The 21,686-nt window shown below is 32.9% G+C and carries 14 protein-coding genes and 1 tRNA gene; 14 read left to right on the top strand and 1 reads right to left on the bottom strand.

Annotation, left to right across the window (positions count from 1 at the left end; all coding sequences use genetic code 11):
• The first annotated feature begins 5 nt into the window (after positions 1-5).
• A complete protein-coding gene (locus ACWG0P_RS00520; RefSeq protein WP_455799999.1) occupies positions 6-467 on the top strand; it encodes a methylated-DNA--[protein]-cysteine S-methyltransferase in 462 nt (153 codons plus the stop codon).
• A 167-nt stretch (positions 468-634) separates the two neighbouring features.
• Here the strand turns inward: ACWG0P_RS00520 and ACWG0P_RS00515 are convergent, their stop codons facing one another.
• Positions 635-835: a hypothetical protein gene (locus tag ACWG0P_RS00515; RefSeq protein WP_455799998.1), complete on the bottom strand. Its 201-nt coding sequence runs from the start codon at positions 833-835 to the stop codon at positions 635-637.
• Positions 836-1,742: 907 nt separating this feature from the next.
• Here ACWG0P_RS00515 and ACWG0P_RS00510 point away from each other — a divergent pair.
• From ACWG0P_RS00510 to ACWG0P_RS00450, 13 genes are all read left to right on the top strand, one after another.
• Complete coding sequence (locus ACWG0P_RS00510; RefSeq protein ID WP_455799997.1) at positions 1,743-2,066, top strand: PTS lactose/cellobiose transporter subunit IIA; 324 nt, start codon at positions 1,743-1,745, stop codon at positions 2,064-2,066.
• Positions 2,063-2,368: a PTS sugar transporter subunit IIB gene (locus ACWG0P_RS00505; RefSeq protein ID WP_455799996.1), complete on the top strand. Its 306-nt coding sequence runs from the start codon at positions 2,063-2,065 to the stop codon at positions 2,366-2,368. The genes ACWG0P_RS00510 and ACWG0P_RS00505 overlap by 4 nt, the downstream gene beginning before the upstream one ends.
• Before the next feature lie 3 nt (positions 2,369-2,371).
• A complete protein-coding gene (locus tag ACWG0P_RS00500) occupies positions 2,372-3,679 on the top strand; it encodes a PTS sugar transporter subunit IIC (RefSeq protein WP_455799995.1) in 1,308 nt (435 codons plus the stop codon).
• 227 nt (positions 3,680-3,906) lie between these two features.
• Entirely contained in the window at positions 3,907-5,337 is a 1,431-nt protein-coding gene (locus ACWG0P_RS00495) for a glycoside hydrolase family 1 protein (protein WP_455799994.1), read from the top strand.
• A 767-nt stretch (positions 5,338-6,104) separates the two neighbouring features.
• Positions 6,105-8,693: a PRD domain-containing protein gene (locus ACWG0P_RS00490; protein WP_455799993.1), complete on the top strand. Its 2,589-nt coding sequence runs from the start codon at positions 6,105-6,107 to the stop codon at positions 8,691-8,693.
• A gap of 123 nt (positions 8,694-8,816) precedes the next feature.
• A complete protein-coding gene (locus tag ACWG0P_RS00485) occupies positions 8,817-9,380 on the top strand; it encodes an FUSC family protein (RefSeq protein ID WP_455799992.1) in 564 nt (187 codons plus the stop codon).
• 80 nt (positions 9,381-9,460) lie between these two features.
• Positions 9,461-9,537 (top strand) — tRNA-Arg (locus ACWG0P_RS00480).
• Positions 9,538-9,713: 176 nt separating this feature from the next.
• Complete coding sequence (locus ACWG0P_RS00475) at positions 9,714-10,535, top strand: CHAP domain-containing protein (protein WP_455799991.1); 822 nt, start codon at positions 9,714-9,716, stop codon at positions 10,533-10,535.
• A gap of 403 nt (positions 10,536-10,938) precedes the next feature.
• Positions 10,939-11,280, top strand: coding sequence for a hypothetical protein (locus tag ACWG0P_RS00470; protein WP_455799990.1), 342 nt, complete (start codon positions 10,939-10,941; stop codon positions 11,278-11,280).
• A 63-nt stretch (positions 11,281-11,343) separates the two neighbouring features.
• Positions 11,344-12,270, top strand: coding sequence for a sugar ABC transporter substrate-binding protein (locus tag ACWG0P_RS00465; protein WP_455799989.1), 927 nt, complete (start codon positions 11,344-11,346; stop codon positions 12,268-12,270).
• A gap of 55 nt (positions 12,271-12,325) precedes the next feature.
• Positions 12,326-13,735: a sensor histidine kinase gene (locus ACWG0P_RS00460; RefSeq protein ID WP_455799988.1), complete on the top strand. Its 1,410-nt coding sequence runs from the start codon at positions 12,326-12,328 to the stop codon at positions 13,733-13,735.
• Positions 13,736-13,752: 17 nt separating this feature from the next.
• Entirely contained in the window at positions 13,753-15,243 is a 1,491-nt protein-coding gene (locus tag ACWG0P_RS00455; RefSeq protein WP_455799987.1) for a response regulator transcription factor, read from the top strand.
• Positions 15,244-15,359: 116 nt separating this feature from the next.
• On the top strand, positions 15,360-21,599 hold the full coding sequence (locus ACWG0P_RS00450; protein ID WP_455799986.1) for an alpha-N-acetylglucosaminidase TIM-barrel domain-containing protein: 6,240 nt from the start codon (positions 15,360-15,362) through the stop codon (positions 21,597-21,599).
• The last annotated feature ends 87 nt before the right edge of the window (positions 21,600-21,686 follow it).

Here is a 21,686-nt window from a genome sequence, read left to right as displayed (position 1 = left end):
CCGATATGTATTGTGCATATTACAAATCTCCAGTAGGAATATTGGAAATTAGAGCAAACGAAAAAGCGATTACACATGTACTCTTCTCAGATGAACAAAAACAAGAGAATCTTAATGCATGTATTCGTGAATGTTGTAAACAGCTAGATGAGTATTTTGAGGGTAAACGTACAACCTTTGACTTGCCTTTACAACCTACAGGAACACCTTTTCAAGAAAAGGTTTGGAAAGCATTATGTAGCATTCCTTATGGAGAAACTTGTTCGTATCATCATATCGCAAAGTTATGCGGAAATGATAAAGCAAGTCGTGCAGTAGGGATGGCAAATAATCGTAATCCTATTTCTATTATCGTCCCTTGTCATCGCGTTATTGGCGCAAGTGGTAAGATGGTAGGATATGGTGGAGGATTGGATAAGAAAATCTTCTTATTAGAGTTAGAAGAAAGAATTAAGAAAACACAATAAAAAATCGAAATTGATATGTATCAAGTATAGGCGATGGAAGGAGAAACCCTCTAATTATCGCCTTTTTATTTATTAGGAACTTGCATAATTGAAGTGTAAAAGGGAGATGGCGAAAAAAGCATAACGAAAAGGCTCTAAGAAGAGCCGAAAAAGGACACGACAAGTTTTTACTTTTGATTTTCTAGAAAATCTTTAGGAAGCATTTCGCTATCACATTTAATACAAGCATTCACATAAACTTTCTTCATTACAAAACGTTTTTCTGATAAGACTTCTTCCATGAGCCAATCTGGCATCAGATATTCAAATCCACATTTAGTACACTTGAAGTGAGTCGTATTCGATTTTTGGGAATTTCCATTTTTCATTATTTTTCTCCTGTATTCATGGATAGAAATAACAATCAACAAATTTCAGCTCACAACCACAACTACATAATAGAGGGACAATCATAAAGAGGATGAACGAGCTCGTGTTGATGACAAAGGTTAACGGGGTTAATAGCCTTCATAACAGAAGAGCGAATTAAGTCAAGGAAAAGATGAAAGTAATGAGTAAGCTTATGTAGGTTTTCAAAAAAGATATGAGCAATGGAAATATGACTCTCACTAGGACGATAAGAATCAGTTTAGAAGCAAGTTCTTTTTTAGCGAAAACTGAAGAATCTTTAATCAAAAAAATGACCTATAGATAGTATACTATATCTACAGATGAAATTTAATCTTTCGAAATGTCCTCTAGGACATCTATTTTACTGTTCTGATGAAATTCGGACTGCTTTTTTATATGAGAAGCCAGGAGGTTAAAAACATAATTTTTTATATATGCATAGTGGTGAGAAAACATATCTTTTGATCAAATATTTGGAAGAAATATAGGAGTAATTGATGAATGCGGACAAGATTAAAACATCACGTTTAGAATTTAAAAATTGCAATATTATCATGTTCAATATTAGGCAAATCTAATGCAGACTTTATGAGATATAGTATTTTCGTTAAAAAAAATAATATTGTTACAAATCATACAAAATATTGAAATATTTATACAGAATAGAAATTACTGGATAAAAAGTTATACACAAAGCTCATAAACACTAGTAGCAGTATTCGGCAGAATTTGTATGGTGGGTTAAAGCGATATTGTGTATAAATTTTAAACTGAAAGCGCATTCAATTATGTTTGACAATGTTTTTTTTAGTTGTTAGGATACAATTGTTCAATAGATTTGCGATCGTCATTTGCTAGAACATATAATAGGAGGTAGTGATAAAAATGGACAATAATGATAATGAAACAATATCCATGAAAATCATTTCCAATTCCGGTGAAGCCCGAGCTCTTTCATTTCGAGCTTTAGAAGCTGTCAAAAAGGGTGATTTTACGGAAACGGAAAAATTGATGGATCAAGCTAAAAAAGTTTTATTGGTAGCTCATCAGGAACATACAGTGTTGCTGGTTAAGGAAGCAAACGGAGAAACACAGGTATACAGTAGTCTAGTCGTGCATGCTCAAGATCATTTGATGTGTAGTGATTTGGCTCATGAATTGATTAAGGAATTCATTGTTCTATATAAGAACGAAAAGGAGAAAATATGAATATAGTTGTCGTATGTGCGGGAGGTTATTCATCCAGTATTGTAATGAACAAATTAGTGAAATGGGGAAAAGAACATGGGGAAGATGTCGACTGTAAAGCTGTCGGTATTACGGCTTTGGAAAACTACCTAGAACCATTCGACTGTGTTTTGGTAGCTCCACAAGCTTCTTATCATATTGACAGTTTGTGTGAATACATCGATAAACCTGTTTTAGCTATCAATGCAATGGATTATGCAATTTCCAATGCAGATAGCATTATGCAACAAGTACATAATGCATTAAACAAAAAAGGAGAATAAAACATGGATGTCAATAAAATAGTTGAAAGTAAATTTATAAACATTTTGCAAAAATTGTCTAATAAGTTAGTCAGTAACCATGTTTTCCAAGCGATTACATCCGGCATGAATTGTATTATGTCTTTGATTTTGATTGGTGCTTTTGCTCAGATAGTATGTGTTGCTTTAGACTTAGTCTTCAAAATCGGTACTGATAGTTCAATATATCAAACAATCTATATGATTTATACAGTAACTATGGGCTTTTGTGGAATGTATGCTAATTTTGCTATTGCTTATAATTATTCTAAATCTAAGAAATTGAATCAAATACAATCTGGATTTGTTTCAATGATTTGTTTTTTCTTAGTATGTGCTCCGATTACTCAATTGCAATCCGCTGATGGTTCATCTGTGGCGACAATTCTTGCGTCTAATTTGGGAGCAGGAAGCTTGTTCGTAGCTATAATAATTGCTATTTCCACTGTTAAGATATCAGAACTTGTGAAAAAATTTAATCTTTATATAAAATTACCAGATGCTGTTCCATCTGGAGTATCAGAATCATTTGCTATTTTAATTCCAGCAAGTATTAGCATTTTAATTTGGTATGGTATCGCTACTGCTGTGAACGTTCTAACAGCTGGCGCTTTATCATTGCCTTCGCTTATTACCTATTTTCTTTCTATTCCACTACAGTATCTAGTTTCAATACCTGGAATTTGTTTCTTAATTGTTATTCAGGCATTGTGTTGGTTCTTTGGAATTCAAGGAGCAATGGTAGTGTGGACTGCAATGTTGCCAATTATGATCGGGGCCTATGCTACAAATGCCGAATTACATGCCGCCGGTCAACAGATGGTTTTCAATCCAGTTATCTTACTGCTAGTATCATCTTTCATGGGCGGAACTGGTAATACCTTGCCATTGATCGTTATGAGTTTAAAAAGTAAATCCAAACAGTTAAAAGCTGTTTCTAAAGCTGCGTTAATTCCAGGATTATTTAATATTAATGAACCAGTAACCTTTGGTTTCCCAATTATGTATAATCCGTTGTTACTGATACCATTTACTATATCACCAATCGTTATAACTTTGCTTTATTGGTTAGCATATAAATTTGAATTGATTGGTATACCATATAATCTTATTATGACTTGTATGCCAATTGGTCTTATTAGTTATGTTGGTTCTTTTGATAAACGTAATGTTATTATGGAACTATTAATTTTCCCAGTTGCCTATTTAATTTGGTATCCTTTCTATAAGGTATATGAAGCAAAATTGGTAAGGGAAGAAGCCTTAAATGAAACATCAATAAGTCATAAGTAGGTAAGAATCTATGACATTCCTAAAAGGATTTTTATAGGATGGCGTTGTAGTTATTAATCAGAGGAAGTAGCTTATGATATGGATGGTAGAGGTTTAGCAAACTATGATGTGATAACTGCCGAAGCAATAGATTCTTTAGTTTACCAATATAAAAAAGTAATAATTTCCAATGATAATGATTTAGGATAATATAAAAATTTAGAAAAAATAAAAAGGAGGTATTAACAATGAACAGATTTAAAGAAAATTTTTTATGGGGTAGTGCAGTCTCAGCTCAGCAGATTGAGGGAGCTTGGAATGTTGGTGGTAAAGGGTTATCCACACGCAATTTGATGAGTGCTGGTTCAATATCAACCCCACGTCGTATGACAAAGACTATTGAAGAAGGAGTATTTTACCCTGCTTGTGAATCCATCGATTTTTATCATCACTATCTTGATGATATTGCTTTGTTTAAAGAGATGGGTTGGAAATCTTTCCGTACATCGATTGACTGGACGAGAATCTATCCTAACGGGGATGACGAAGAACCTAATCAAGAAGGTTTAGCGTGGTATAGAAGATTGTTTACAGCTTTGAAAGAAGCTGGTATTGAACCATTAATTACATTGTATCATTTAGAAACACCTGTATCTTTGCTAGAGAAATATCCAATAGCATGGTTAGATCAACATGTAGTTGATGCATATGTTAGATATTGTAAAACTGTAATGCAGGAATACAAAGGTTTGGTCAAATACTATCTTCCATTCAATGAGACAGAATCAATCATAATGGACTTTCCAACAGAACTATCACTTGGTATGTATATGTCAGAAATCGCAGATAGTAGTAAAAAGAAAGAAATATGCTTCAATGTCTTACACCATTGGTTAGTCGCTTCGGCCAGAGTAGTGAAAATTGCTCATGAGATAGGCGATATACAAGTAGGTGGTATGTGTGGTAGCATTACTTATCCTATGAGTGCAAATCCAGAAGACAATCTTGAGGCAATGAAAGTTGATCAAATTGATAATGAGTACTCATTAAATGTTATGGTTAATGGAGAGTATCCAGCATTTGCTTCTCGCTATTGGAGAGAACATAATATAACGATGAATATCTCTGATGAAGACAAGGAAGTTTTAAAGGACGGTACATGTGATTTTATAGCTTTCCCATATTACGCGTCTTCATGTATTACCACAGATCCTGAAATCATCAAGATTAGTACACCAAGTTTTTTTGGTGGATATCTAAACCCTTATTTACAAACAAGCGCTTGGAATTGGCAGATAGACGCGATTGGTCTTAGAATTTTATTGAATCGCTTGTATTCGCAATATCATAAGCCTATTTGGGTAGTTGAAAATGGTTTAGGTGCTGACGATACTCTAGAAATTGATGGTTCTGTCCATGATCCATACCGTATTGATTATTTAAGAGAACACATTAAGCAAATCGGGGAAGCTATTGAGGATGGAGTTGATGTCATGGGCTACTTAACTTGGGGTGGAATTGATTGTCTCTCTGATACTACTGGTGAAATGAAGAAACGTTACGGATTTATCTATGTTGATTTAGATGATAAAGGGAATGGAACAAGGAAACGCTATCGAAAAGATTCATTCTATTGGTATAAAAAAGTAATAGAGACTAATGGAGAATATGTAGACTAATTAAATTGATAAATTAAATCGCAAATATATGTTACTGAGAATTGTGACAAGTAATAGAAAAACAATTTAAGAAATTGACACTCTAAATTACTGTGGTTTTATAAAAACGGGTACTGTTTTCCACTTATGGAGGAAGTACCTTTTTTGCTAATTGATACTATAGGAATCTAAATTTCGGGAAATTACTACTTTTCTTACAATACATCTACCAAGAAGATAATATATGAAAATGCTTTTGTTTTTTAAAATCAAAGAAAAAGGGGAATATTGACCCTACAAAAGTTAAGAGCTTAGCAAGTATTTGGTCTTATAATAATTTGGATATTCTGAAAATCATTCTCAAACCATTTTTTGTAAAAACGATTTGAGAACTTGAATTGGAAGGTGTTTTACTAAAGCGGACCTTGTTTATGAAGTCCTTGCTATGACTCACAGGTTACAACTTTTAACCTATATTATTTCATTGGTAATTATTTCCGTTTTATCGTATTTGCATATTGTGTTTAAAACATATATACTGATTATAAGTTACGAAATCTTAAAAAAAGAAGTTTAAAATGGTTGCCCACATCAAAATACTAACTTAAGACTAATTTGAAAATACTCATCTAAATCAAATTGTACACTTGCAAATTAGAATATAAATAGATAGGTGAATTTATAATGATGTCGGTAACTTACTTGTCTAGAAGTTAATGATTTTACATGATAACTCACTTTATTTCTATATGTGGCTTGAAATTGTCTTGCGGAAAGGAATGTTTGATATGAAAACAGCCAAAGAGCAAATATATGAGTATATTCAAAAGAACAGTTTGTTAGGCTTAGAACAAGGCTTTCAAACAGAAGAAATAGCAAAAAAATTTGCGATCAAGCGAAGTAATGCTAGTACGATACTTAACCAATTGACAGTTCAGGGATTGCTAGAAAAAACTAAAACTCGACCAGTCATTTATTCATTGAATAACCAACAAAAACAAGAAGAATCTTGTTTTCAAGAAATGATTGGCCATGATGGAAGTTTAAAAAATATTGTTCAGTTGGCTAAAGCAGCAATATTATATCCAGCGAAGATGTTACCGACGTTAATTGTTGCTCCCATCGGTGCCGGTACAACTTTATTTGTTAGAATGATGTATCGTTTTGCAATGGAATCACAAATGATTAAACCAGAAGCCAAATTGCAACGTATCGATATCGCTAATTATTTAGATAATCTCGAAATAGTTCATCACCAACTTTTTACCACGAACAAAAAAGAGAACATTTTTCTTAACAGTAATGATGGAGTTGTGTTTATTGATAATGCGAATCTATTACCTGGAGCCGATTTAGATTTACTATTAGAGTCAATCGAAAATAATGAATTGTTGGATTTATCACGAATTTTGATGGTTTTTGGTGTTACAAAGGGGTGCAATGAAGAACAATTGGCTCGATTCTATTTGCATACGCCAATTCAAATGGAAATACCTAATTTGAATAATCGTCCTCTTAATGAAAGATTTGCTTTGATTAATAGTTTTTTTCAAATAGAAGCTAAGCAATCACAAATCGATATAGTTGTGAATTCGGAGATAATTACAGCTTTATTGTTGTATGATTGTCCTTTAAATATTCGTCAACTAAATAACGATATCACGGCTGCCTGTGCCTCATCATATGTCCGTAATCTAACGAATGAAAAAAGTCAAATCTGTACAATTACTCAGGTTATTATGTCGGATTTTGGTAACGATGTTCGTAAAGGCTTATTAAATTATAAAAAGAATGCAAGTGAATTAAAGAATATAGTTAATCAGCAACAAGCAATGATTTATCATCATGATGATGTAGGTTTGAACCCATCAAGTGACAGTATCTATGTTGATTTGCAGTCCAAAGAACAACCACTACAATCCAGAGAACTTGAATCTAAGGAAATACAACAGATGCTTGATGATTTGCTGAGTGATTATCAAAACCAATATCAACTTCCAATAAAAATTGAACGAGCTAATTTAGAAAAAACAATCAACCCTAAAATTATCGAATTGGTTGATCAGTTTATTATGGATTGTGAGCATAAATTCAAGAAGAAGTATTCTAAAAATGTGTTCTATGGTTTGTGTTTGCATATCCATTCATTGATATTACGACAGAACACGAATATTAGAGTTAATGATGCAGATTTACAAACAATAGTTAAGCAATATCATCAAGAGCATTTAGTAGCTCAGAAATTGGCTGGTGAAATCAAGGATAAATTTAAGATTAGTATTACAGAAAATGAAATAGCTATTCTTGTCTTTTTTATTATCAATTATGATGAAAGAGTTATATTTAGTCGTCCACGTTTATTAATCTGTATGCATGGTGATAGTTCGGCAGATTCAATTAAAAATGTAGTTGTAGCATTAAGTAATAATGAACAAGTATATAGTTACGATTTATCTTTGAATAAAGATATTGCCATAGCTTATCAAGAACTTAAGGAATTGATTATTCGAATAGATAATGGTAAAGGAATTATTGTGTTATATGATATGGGCTCATTCAGAACAATGTTTGAACATTTACAGCGAGAAACAAATATTCAAATTCGTCTGTTGAATTTTCCTTTTACAATGGTTGCTATTGATGGTGCTCACAAGTGTATCATGTCTAATGATATCGAAGAAGTGTATCATTCATTAATTTGTAGTGTCAAAGACTATATGAAGCAAACTTATCGGCCGAATGTTATAGTGACATTATGCCGCACTGGTGAAGGTGGTGCCATTCAGTTGAAGAATTATATAGATAAATATAGTAAGTTGCACTATGAGACGATTCCATTGGCCATCAGTGATCGTAGCCAGTTAGTACAGGAACTCAATGATATCGAGTTGGATAAGAACATTTATACTTTTGTGGGTACTTATGATCCGAAGTTATTAGGTATTCCATTTATTGCTCTTTCAGATATTATGAATTGTGCTAAAGAAAGAATTGATGATGTGTTGCGCTTTAAAAAGGCAGTTAACTTGGAGGATGATTATAATGATATCTATGACTTCCTAGAAACACAATTAACTGAAACTTCGATAAAAAAAATTCGGAATACAGTACCAACAATTCTCGAAGAAATTGATAAGAGTTATCATATCGATTATAGTACGAAGATCGGTTTGATGGTGCATTTTGCATCAATGATTAACCGTCTCTTAAAGGGCGAGCCATCTGCAATTAATCTTAAAACTGCAACATATCAGAAGTGTTATCAAGATATTTATAAGGATATTGCCAAAAAAATGAGGATTATTGAGAAACAGTTTGAGATTATTATTCAAGATAATGAAATTGCCTTCATTTTAGAGATAATAATGAAGATATAATGAATATCGAAAAGGCATCATCGTATGTCTTTAGACTGTCGACAAACTCAAAAGAGTAAGTTGGCAGTTTTTTACAATTTATAAGAAATTTGTTATAATAAAACGTACTGAAAGAGGTGTAGAATGGATTCTCAAAATGAAAACAAACAAATGGAAGAAACTATAACAACGATTTCAAAAGAACAAATATCAACTACGAAAATATTTGGTATCGGTATGAGAAATATCAAAACGGCAATTTCCGCAACCTTATGCGCTATCATTTATGAATGTATTGGTCGTAACGCTACCTTCGCTTGTATAGGGGCTGTCTTTGGAATGGATAACTCTGTCCCATCTTCCCTTAGAACTGGAGGGAATCGTTTAATAGGCACAGTCATTGGTGGTGTTATTGGTATGTTGTTTTATAGTCTTAGCTTACTGTTATCGTATCATCATATTACCCATATAATACTCATTTTCATTGGAATTATATTTTTGATCAATATGAGCCAATTATTGAAATGTTCCAATGCAATACAAGCAGGCTCCGTTGTCTTTTTTATCGTTATGTTAAATACACCAGAAGATCAGTTCTTCTCATATGCGATTAACCGTATCATCGATACAGCCTTCGGAGTAAGTATGTCCATTCTCATAAATTGGTTGCATGTTAAAAACTTGTATCATAAAAAACAAGTGGATTAAGTTGTAAATAAATTTGAGTTCGATAAATTATGAAATGCATATAGCGAGCACATGTTGGATATGTTATAATGTTCGTGCATGTGCCCGTAGCTCAATTGGATAGAGTATCAGATTCCGATTCTGACGGTTGCAGGTTCAACTCCTGTCGGGTGCGCCAGAATATTATAGAAGCCCTGATGTGGGGCTTTTTTATATGATTAATTAACTTCAATTAAATTGAAATATCACCATAGTTTAGAAAAAGATGAATTACGCCTCACTCCTATGTTCATTCTATGTGTTTATACTACAAGGATATGAGTTTTATACATATTGTAATGTAAGAGATAGAACGTGTTAGGAAAGGAAGATTTGATGAAGACTCCAACAGATTTTAAAAAAGAAGTGCTAGGTGTGCGAAAAGATATGGATGGATTTTATGGTGCACAATGTTGGGATGGGTATGCATATTATATGAAGTGGTTAGGTTATCCCTATTCTTTTTGTACATCCACTGGGTATGTAAAAGATATTTGGAACAATCGTAATATCAACGGTATGTTAACATCTTGTGATGTTGTGACAACACTACAAAAAGGGGATATTGTGGTGTTTAAAGAAGCACCCAAAACTCCTTATAGTCATATCGCTATATTTATGGCAGATAATGGAGATGGTACAGGAGTTTTTTTAGGACAGAATCAAGGAGGATTTGCGGGAGCATTTAATGAAGCAACCTTCTCTTATAGTGGAATGTTAGGCGCTTTCCGACCAAACATATATAAAGACTTATATACGAAACCAACAAAGACAAAATACAAGATTGGTACGTATGTATGTACGAATACTCTTTCCACTTCTAGTATGGGGGGAAGAGTATATAAAGGAGATTGGGAAGGAAGAATTACAAGAGTTGAAGAAGGCGCGAAGTATCCTTATTTGTTGAACAATGGAACTGGTTGGACCAATGATACTGGGATTGATAGTGATCCGCATATTCCTGGAGGACAAAAAAAATCAACAGATCAAATTGCGTTAGAAATTTTTAGAGGGATTGGAAATTGGGGGAATGGGCAAGAACGTATTGCGAAGTTAAAAAATGCAGGCTATGATCCGAATCTTATTCAAGAAAAAATCAACGCATTGTTTAGAAATAAAGGTAAAGTGACAAAGTAAGTTCCGGTTTAGAAATAAATATGCAAGTCAAGCATACTTGATTGCTAATCAAAATAAAATCTGCTATACTTGTGCCATACGATTGTATGGTGATTTAGACATATTATATTTTGGGGGATATGTCTTTTTTTCATCCATTTCAATCGAGCGAAAAAGAATCCTTTTTCTAAACATCAAAGTGTATGTAAAATTATAGCTATTTAGACATTTTGTTTTTTTTGCAATTTGTCTTTTTTTATTTCTTTTTGCTTTTGTAAATGTATAAAACTGGTTTTTTGTCTACGTATCAAAACGTATACATTTGTACATAAAACATGAGTATAGAAGATGAAATAATACAAAAAAGTTTAAAATATTGCTAATGGTTTAATTTTATAATGCATGGTATAAATGGAGGTTTACTATGCAATATATTATAAGAGAGCTGCCAAAACACTGGTCAGTAGCGAAGCTTTACTTTCCTAAATTTGAAAACGAAGAGTATAAGGCAATAGAAATAGTTTTTTCACAGACAAAGAAGCCTATACCTATAGAGTATGAGCTTACAGAAGATATGAAAAATAAAAACATATCCATATTCTACGCAGATGGTAAAGGTAATTTGTCTAAGTGCAGATATAGTAAGAAGCAAAATAAGATTCACATATCTACGAAACATGTTGGAGTTTATGTGTTAGTTGAAACGAAAAAAAGAGAGTTTTCCTTCTTTAAGGGAAATCTAGAGAAGTATGGTATTAGAAGTTAAGGCAATTAAGGGAAGGGTGTCTCTTCCTTTTTAAAGAATATGATTGTTAAGTGGAGGTAATGTATGAAAAAAATATGGATACTTTGTTGTTTGCTATTCCTATGTGGATGTGGCATGGAAAAAGAAGAAAATAATGATTTCACATACATACTTTTTGCGACTCCACTTAAGGAACATACCATTTGGTTAAAAGCAAAAAAAGGATTTGATGAAGCATGTGAAATATATAATGCAAAGTGTGATTGGATTGGTCCATCTGTGATTGATACACAGGAAATGGAAAATGTAATTGGAACGGGGATTTTACAAGAAGCTGATGCCATAGTTACACAAGGTGTAATCTCTACCGAATTAATGGAACAAGCTCATAATAATAATATTCCAGTTTTCCTTGTAGATAGCGATATTCCAGATGCTAATAGATTTGCTTATATGGGGAAGGACTTTCATAAACAAGCAGAATTATTATTAAACGAAGTAGAAAAAAAGTTCGCAAAAAATGAGCCTTTGAAGATTGCTATTCAAGTAGCAGAAAAGAGTTTTAATATAGCACAACAGCAAATAGAGGAAGTTGAAAAGGTATTTGCTTTGCATCCAGGAGGATATGAAATTATCAATATCAGTGAATCGAAATCTGATCAAGTGAGAGCCAAATCAGAATGGGAAAGGGTACTACAAAAAAATCCTGAAATTAATGTCGCAATTAACTTTGCTGCTGAATCAGCTGAATCTTGTGCGGATATGGCACAAGCAAAGGGGCGTAAAGAGAAAATGATGATTTTCGGAGTAGATGACATGGAGTCTACGCTTGCGATGATACGCAATAATAAAATAGATGGTACCATTGCCACTTCCTTTTATGATTATGGATTTCAAAGTGTTCAAATGTTAATGAAATATCTTAGAGAAGGCACAGAACCTTCACAGAAAACCTTATCACCAACTTTAACAATGGTTACAAAGGATAATATAGATGATTATGATAAATAGCAAGATAAGGAAAAACAGAACCTTTAAGGAAAGAATACATAAATCTAATACGATCATGATTATGGTTATCGTTTGCTGTATCGTGTTATTTAATGTAATCAACACGATATCAGTCGATAAGTATAATGAAACGGTTGTATCACTAAAAAGCCTAAGTTCATTTTATGAGAATGTTGATACAGCAAACTCCTATGTGAAGGATTTTCTTTATACAGAAAATAAGGATACACTAAGTAAGTATGAAAAACATATCGTAAAGGCAAAAGAAGATATGCAAGTATTAAAGAAAGCAGCATTATCAGATGATTACTTTAGAATTATTATGCTGGAAAATATGCTTGATAATTATCAAGCGATACAACAAAAACTAGTTGCATCCTATGGTAAGGATAAAGAGAACTATACAAATTTATACAATGAGTTCTTAAGAACTGAAGTTTTGATCGAAAAAACATCTGGAGATTACTACAATCTTATAACGAAAGCAGTGAATGCTCAACTAGATAATCTCAAATTAATCAAGAAAACATCGATTGTTACATCTTTTTTACTCTTAGGATTATTGTTATTTTGGCTTCTTCATCATTCTAGACAGATAACAACTTCCTTTACGCGTCCAATCGAGCTTTTACTAAAGAATATACAGCGAGTAAAAGAAGGAGAGTATGATTTATCACAAGTATCTGGAACAAGTCTTGAAATGGAAGAACTTTGTGATGCATTAACGGAAATGGCATATGCTATACAACGTAACATAGAAACTACAAAAGAAAAAGCACAGTTAGAAAAGTTAGTGTTAGAGTGGAAGAACGAAACATTGAAAAAAGAAGAATTGCTCGTCCAAAGTGAACTTAAGATGTTGCAAAATCAAATAAATCCTCATTTTCTATTTAATACATTAAATATGATATATAAATTGACAATACAGGAAGGTGCAGAGAACGCAGCGGACATCTTAATCAAAACTAGTCACTTATTACGGTATGGCTTAGATAAACAAAATCGTCTTAGTGATATAAAGAGCGAAGTAGAGATGCTGAAGAATTATATAGAGATACAAACCATTCGTTTAGGAAATAGAGTTCTATTTGATTTGCAGTTTGAAAATGGCGATGTGATAGGAAATATACCTATTCCTGGAATGATTTTACAACCTTTGGTTGAAAATGCAATCAAACACGGATTAAAGGATTGTATGAAAGATGGAGTCATTGAAGTCATTGTTTCTGGTGATGAACAACAAGCTAATTTAGTTGTGAGTGATAATGGTAGCGGTATGGATAGTAATGAATTGGAACAGTTCATATTAAATGATTATCAGAAGGAAGATGAAAATCATCTTGGATTGTACAATGTTGTGAAACGATTACAGATGTACTACCAAGATGCAGTTACGATTAGTATCAATAGCAATTGTGATTGTGGATTTGAAATCATGATCAATATAAGACTACCAAAGCATTAGAAAGGAGGTTAGGCATTATGTACAAATTGTTAATAGTGGAAGATGAAAAAATAGAGCGTGAATCATTACAATCTATTATAAAAAACTTTGATTTACCAATTGATGAAGTTTTGACGGCTGAAAATGGTGAAGAAGGACTTCTCCTTTATTATGAACATCGTCCAGATATCATATTAGCAGATATCAATATGCCAGTCATGGGTGGTTTGGATATGATCAAAACCATTCGAAAGAAAGATAGTAGTGTAATGTGTATTGTCTTAACTTCTTATGACTATTTCTCCTATGCACAAAAAGCGATTCGTTTAAATGTAGAAGACTTCGTTTTGAAACCAGCAGATAAAGAATTATTAAGAAAAAGTTTAACGCAAGCAATAGAAAAACTTACAAAGGATAAAAATACTTTTCATCAAACAAGTTCTCTTGTGAAAAAGATGAATGAAATGAAAGCTATCTTAGAAAGTGAATGTTTTTATGCAATTTTAACGAAGCAAGATGAATTTAGATTACTGGAAACTTTCAGAATGGCCAATTATTCTGTTACTTCATGTACTTGTATAGTGTTTGAAGAGGTAGAGAATCAATCCTCTCATATATTTCAATTGCGCAGTGAGTTAGAAGATATGGGATATATGTGTGTACAAGGAAATATTCATCAACAACATATCTTATTTATTATGTCAAATCATAAGATGGATACAACTGATGAAACCATATTCTTAGAAATATTAAAGAAGGAATGGCTACAAGTTTATCGTTATTCTATTGGCAGCATTCAAAATGAATTAGCATTATTTTACCAATCTTATGAAGATGCGAAATATAATTTAAACAACGATGAACATCAAGATTCTAAGATGAGCGAAGAAATTACGAATGATGAATTTGGCATTTTAGCAAAAGAGTGGGCAATGCGGTTTATGGAAGAGAATCATGATGACATACAAAATTTAATACATGAGCTCTGTCAACAATTCTTATATTATGATTATAAAAAAGTAAATTACGTTATGAAATGTATTATTTCAGAGTTAGTGATTGAAATTAAGCAAAAATACCAAATTGAAATTAAAGAAGCAGATGTTCCTTTTGAAGAACTTAAATATGATAACCATCAAAATCTTGCGATTATAGTTAGTCAAACATTGCATAAAATTTTAAATCCATTAAAAAGCATTAAGTATCATAACAATAGTTCTATCATAAAAAAATCAATGGCTTTTATTGAAAAGAATTATGCCAAACAAATCAGTCTAAATACATTAGCAGATGAATTGGGTGTCTCACCCTTCTATATCAGCAAATTATTTGGAAAAGAGTTAGGGCATAATTTCACAGATGTTGTGAATGAGATACGCATTAGAAAAGCTAAGAAGTTAATTCGTAAAGATCTCTCTTTTAAAGAGGTTGCATATCAAGTAGGTTTTGGAAGTCAAAGTTATTTCACAAAAATGTTTAAGAAAATGGTTGGCTTATCACCAACAGAATATAGAAAACTTTTCCCATAGAAAGCGAGCATGTAAAAAGTGCTCCTTTTTTTAATTAGCAATAAATTTCTAATATAGACAAAATATTACAAATTCATTATTGCTATGATATCGAAGAAGAAAAAGGGAGTGTATATATGAAAAAAGTCATAAAACTAGCAACAGCCACATGTTTATTGGTCAGTTTCTTTACAATTTCCTCTGTTATGGCACAGGGTGAAAAGATTATTGTAAGAGATGATCAAATTAGCGGTTACAATAATCCAGAGTATCCGATTAAAAACATTATCGATGGTGACACTACTACATACTGGAAGTCTGTACCACAAAATGGTTATGGAGCTACAGAAGCACAAAAATTAGAGACAAGAATGAACGATCATAATCGCTATATCAACATCAAGTTGGATGGAGTATATGATCTTGATAAGATTACGGTTTACAACAACAAAGATTCCGCGAACAATTATTATATTTATGCTTCTGAAGATGGAACAAATTTTGATAAGATTGTTTCTAAAATCGATGGAAGTGTTGCAACCGAAGGTGGAAAGTCATTTTCTGTTAGCAAGAGAGCATCTTATATACGTTTGAATATGGCATATAATTCTGCTTCCTATGAAACTAATCTTGCAGAGATTGAACTGTTTGGTACGAAGGTATCAGAGGATGTCAAAAAACCTGCTGAAATTAAGGTTTCATCTTGGGAAGGAAGCAGTTATCAAAAAGAATGGGATAAGTTTGAGAGTGATGCTTCTTATGCAAATAGTAAAACTATTCAAGAGATGAAAAATCTTGTAGGCCGTGTAATTGGTCAAGAATGGATTTCTAAATTCCAATTTGAGATTAGAAATGACATGAATGGAAATGATGTATTTGAAATTGAAAATGGAAATGGAGTCATTATCATCCGTGGTAATGATGGAGTTTCTCTTGCGTCTGGTTTCAATTATTATTTGAAGAACTATGCAAGTGTTGACTACAATCCATTATTTGATAGTAATACTAACATGAAAAAATTGGTAAAAGTAGATAAGAAAATTGTAAAAGAAACAGAGTATGATGTTCGTTATGCTTTGAACTTCTGTACTTATTCTTATACAATGGCTTTCTGGGGTTGGGATGAATACCAAGAATTTTTAGATTGGGCCGCGATGAATGGTGTCAATGTAGTTCTTGATATTGTTGGTCAAGAAGAAGTATTGCGTCAAACATTAAAACAATATAATTTCACAGATGATGAAATTAAAGAATATATTGCAGGACCTGGTTATTTTGCATGGTTCTATATGCAAAACCTTTATAGCTTTGGAGGACCACTTCCAGATAACTGGTTTGAACAACGTGTTGAATTAGGAAGAAAAATGCATGATCGTATGCAAGCCTTTGGTATTGATCCAGTAATTCAAGGATTCTCTGGACAAGTTCCATTGAGCTTTGATGATAAAAACGACGGTGCAGTGTTAACGCCGATTGATCAATGGCCAAGTTATACAAGACCTGCGATTATTAAGACATATTTATCTGATGAAGAAGTTGCTCAAGGCAAAAAAGATTACTTCAAGGATATGGCAAAAGTATTCTATGATGCACAAAAAAATGTATTCGGTGATGTTTCAGATTATTATGCCGCTGATCCATTCCATGAGGGTGGAAACGCAGCAGGATTAGATATTGCTAATATCTTCTCTACTGTACAAACAGAAATGATTAATAACAACGAAGATGCAATTTGGGTGTTACAGCAATGGCAAGGAAATCTAAATGACAACAATTTAAAAGGATTAGTAAAACCGGAACAAGCATTAGCATTAGATTTACATGCGAACAAAAATCCAGAACATGGTGTCATGGAAAAATATAGTGTACCTTGGGTTTGGAACATGCTACATAACTTCGGTGGAAGAATGGGGTTAGATGGAGATTTAGAGACAATCGCAACTAATCCTGCCGAAACCATGGTTAGTGATAGTGCTTCTCAAATGGTGGGAATAGGTATTACACCAGAAGCACTAGAAAATAGCCCAATTATGTATGAATTATTATTTGATATGACTTGGGAAAGAGATCCTATCAATCTAACGAAGTGGGTTGAAAAATATGCCGAACGTCGTGCAGGTGGTACTACTGATAAACTACAAGAAGCATGGGATATTTTAAGAGAAACTGCGTATAATCAAAATGGTAAATTCCAAGGGGCTGCAGAAACTGTCATCAACGCAAGACCTGGAATGAATTTTACAAGTGCTTCTACATGGGGACATTCTACAATATCTTATGAAAAAACAGAATTGGATAAAGCATTACAGCTATTGATTGATAATTATGATGAATTCAAAAATTCGCCTGCTTATCGTTATGATATTGCTGATGTCGCTGAACAAGTATTATGTAATGCTGCAATAGAATACCACAAATTAATGGTAGCTGCGTATAATGCAGGAGATAGTACAGAATTCAAACGAGTATCAGATCACTTTATAAAATTGATTTCATTAAGTGATAAAATCTTAGGTTCAACAGATGAATTCATGGCTGGAACTTGGGTGAATGATGCAAGAGATATGCTAGATGGGGCAGATGATTGGACGAAAGATTTATTTGAGTTCAACGCAAGAGCCTTAATCACAACTTGGGGTGGACAACGTAGTGGACAGTTAAAAGACTACTCTAATCGTAAGTGGGCAGGCTTAACTGAAGAATTCTATCAAAAACGATGGGAAATGTGGATAAGTAATCGCCAAGCTGAGTTAGATAAAACATCAAAAGATCCTGTCGCAGCAAACGCTGAAAGCAACTGGTTCTTATGGGAATGGCAATGGGCAAATCGTAAATCTGATGATGGATTCGCTTTAGCAACAACTCCAGATTATTCAAATTTAAAGGAGAATGCAACAACCGCATTAAAAGAATTCTCAACAACTAGTTTAAAAGATTTCGGATCAAGCTCTGTTGAAGAAGATATAAACATTTCCGAAGGAAAACTATTTACTACAAATCCTGACACAAGTGAGGAATTAAGAAAAAAACTTACAGACGGAGAAGATGAAAGTGCCGGATGGAAAGTTAATGATGCTAACGAATATGCATTTACATTAGACCTAGAAGGAACATATGAAGTAAACTCTATAGAAATATATTTGCAAAATTTAGCTGTAAGTTTTGAATATAACTATAAGGTTGAAATACTAAATGCAGCAACAAATGAATGGCAAGTAATCGAGGCGAATTCTGGAGAAGAAACAATGTCCAGAAAAACAATCGTTACATTAAGTAAGGATGCCAATAAGGAAGCAACACAAGTACGAATTACAATGAAGACTAGAGATGCTGCTGCACGTCCTCTATTAATTACAGAACTTAGAGTCATGGGGAAAGCATTGAATGTACCTACCTATTATAATGTGGCTAAGGGGTTAATCGCGGAGAGTACAAAACCAACAGAAAACTCAAAGATTGAATATATTACAGATGATGATGTTAATAGTCTTTGGAAAACCAAATGGGGAAGTAGTAGTGAAATGTATCCTACAACAGTTACACTAGACTTGAAAAATATTTATGTTGTATCTAGCATAGAATTATACTTAGAAAATATTGGACTTTCATTCAAATTCAAAATTTATACAGTAGATGCTGATGGAAATGAGAAACTTGTATTAGATAAATCGGGCATCACAGAAACACTAACTGAAAAAGTATTTAAGGTAAGTGTAAATGAAAAAATTGCCAAAGTAAAAGTGGTTTATGAAGGTACTACAGGCAAAGGAACCTGGAGTGGAGCTTCTCCTGCAATGACAGAACTAAAAGTATTATCTTTATCTCCACAAAAAGAAGTAGTTACAAAAGGTAATCAAGCATTAAATAAGCCAGTAAAAGCATCTTCTACGCAAGCTAGTAAAGATGCAAAACATTTGAATGATGGAAACACTACTACATCATGGAACTTTGATGGTTATTCAAGTGATAAGACACCAAATGTTGAAATTGATTTACAAGGAAGATATCAAATTGACGAAGTAAATTTACAATTCAATGCAGAAGGATATGATAAATTCTATATATTTGATATTTATGTTGTTGATGTAAACGGTCAAAAGAAAATCGTAAAATCTGTAGATGACGCGCAAAAGAATGAAGTAAAATACAATGTACCTGTAAACTTAGAAATTACAAAAGTTGGAGTTGATTTCAAAGGTAAAAAAGAAGGATCCGGAGGTTGGTTTGATATTGTAGAACTTGAGGCAATCGGTATTCAAGCAAAAACACCTGAATTTGTATTTGGAGAAGGTCAAATTACAGGAATTAAAACGGATGATGCTAATAAAAATGCAATTGATGGAAACCTTGAAACTTATGTTTCAGGAATCAAAGATAAAGAGATGGTCTTTGACTTGGGCACAGAGTATTATGTCGATAGAGTTGATTTATCATTTGAAAAAGCAGAGTTAGGTTTACTTTATGTAGTATACTCAGAAGATAAAGATGGTGTAAGAACACTTGTCAATGATGCATCAAATGCGACTGGAACACTAGGAAACAGAACTATAAGTGTTAAAGTTAATAGAAATGCGAAGAAGATTATTTTCAAGCATCTTGGAAATAATGGGGATGGTCCTGCTTATCTTGCTGAGCCTAGACTTCATGAAATAGCTGTTTATATGGGGACTCCAGAAGATGTTATAAAAGATAGTACGATTGACAAATCTGATGCAGGAAATGTGAATGATGGAGATTTATCGACTTCTTATGTAATGAGCAATTCTGATGTTCTTAACTTTGAATTTGTAAAAGCAACCGATATAAATATTATTCATTTAAGTGGATCAGCATCAAAATCTGTGGATACTTTCAAAGTTGAAGCCTATGACTTGATCAAAAATGAATGGGTAACAATTTATGATGGTAGGGATGTAGATCCACAAAGTGAATACATTATTGTGTTGGATAAATCCGTATATACTAATAAAATTCGTTTAACAGCTCTTGCTTCACAATTGACGATAAATGAATTTAAAGTTTACAAAGTAGATGTAACACAACCTCTGGTTGCATATATTAAAGAAGTAAGAGATTTATTAGCTTCAAAAAGATATGAAGACAACAACGGAAGCTATAAACCAGAAGCAAAAGCAGCAGTGGAAGCAACAATAACTGCAGCTGAAGCAAAAATTGCAAATGGAATGAGTTCTACAGAAGTAGAAACAGAAATTGCAACAATTAAAGCAGCAGTAAAAGAATTTAATAAGAATGGTATTATCTATGTGGATCGTTCTATGCTTTTATCTAATATCAACTATGCTAAAGTAGTAGTTGCTAAAGCAGAGCAAAGGACTAGATCTCTAGATACAGAAGTGGCTTCATTAAAAGAAAAGATTGCAGCAGCAGAAACACTTTATAAAACATATAGTGCATCACAAACTGCGATTAATACTTTAAACACTGAATTAGAAACTGGTATCAATGCAGTATATACAACCATGGATGTTGAAGGTAAATTTACAGTAAAAGAACAACTTGCAAAAGATTTATTGGCTAACACATCCATTGGTGATAAGCATGGTTATGTATCTCAATCAGTTTATGATGCATTGCAAGCAGCCTTGAATAAGGCACAGGCAGATTACGCAAGTAATTTGGTTGATAAATTAACTGTTCTTAATGAGTTAGATCCTAAGATTGATGAATTTAAAGCAGGCATCGTGGTTGTAGATAAAACAAATCTATTAGCTATTCTTGATAGTGCAACTGCATTAAATAAAGCAGAATATGATTTTGATACATGGACAGCATTCAATGTAGTAGTTGCTGCAAGTAAAACAGTATACGAAACAGATGCTGTATCACAAGCTGAAGTAGATCAAGCAGTTCTTAATATTGAAACAGAACAAGTTAATCTAGTACGATTGGAAAAAGGCAATTTACGTCAACTGCTAGATACTGTTTCTCAGTATCAAGAAAATCTCTACACAACAGATTCATGGAAGGCGTTAATGGAAGTATATGATGAAGCTAATACTCTATATGCACTTGATGAATTAACGCAAGCACAAATTGATGATATGCATACGAAGTTAAAAGCAGCTAAGGATGCGTTGGTGAATAAACCAATACAACCTGATACTCCAGACACACCAGACACACCAGACACACCAGACACACCAGACACACCAGACACACCTGATACACCAGTGACTCCTGATCAACCAAATCAGGGTGGTGGTAACATCAAACCAGTTAAACCAGGCGGAAATGGAACTGTCACAGGTGATAAAACTAATATGAATAATAATATTATCTTATTAGGTATGTCTGCGATTCTTGGGGTAGGTGCTATCTATCTGAGAAAACGTCAGCACGCACAAAAAAAGAAATAAAAACGTAAATAATATTTTAGTAAGACAAAAGAAAAAGATGGAATGATGATATGGCCTATAAACCATAAAATCTCCATCTTTTTTCTT

This window comes from Amedibacillus sp. YH-ame6, from assembly GCF_053848845.1.
The sequence above is the reverse complement of the archived record's forward strand: the minus strand, read 5'-3'. Positions and strand labels throughout refer to the sequence as shown.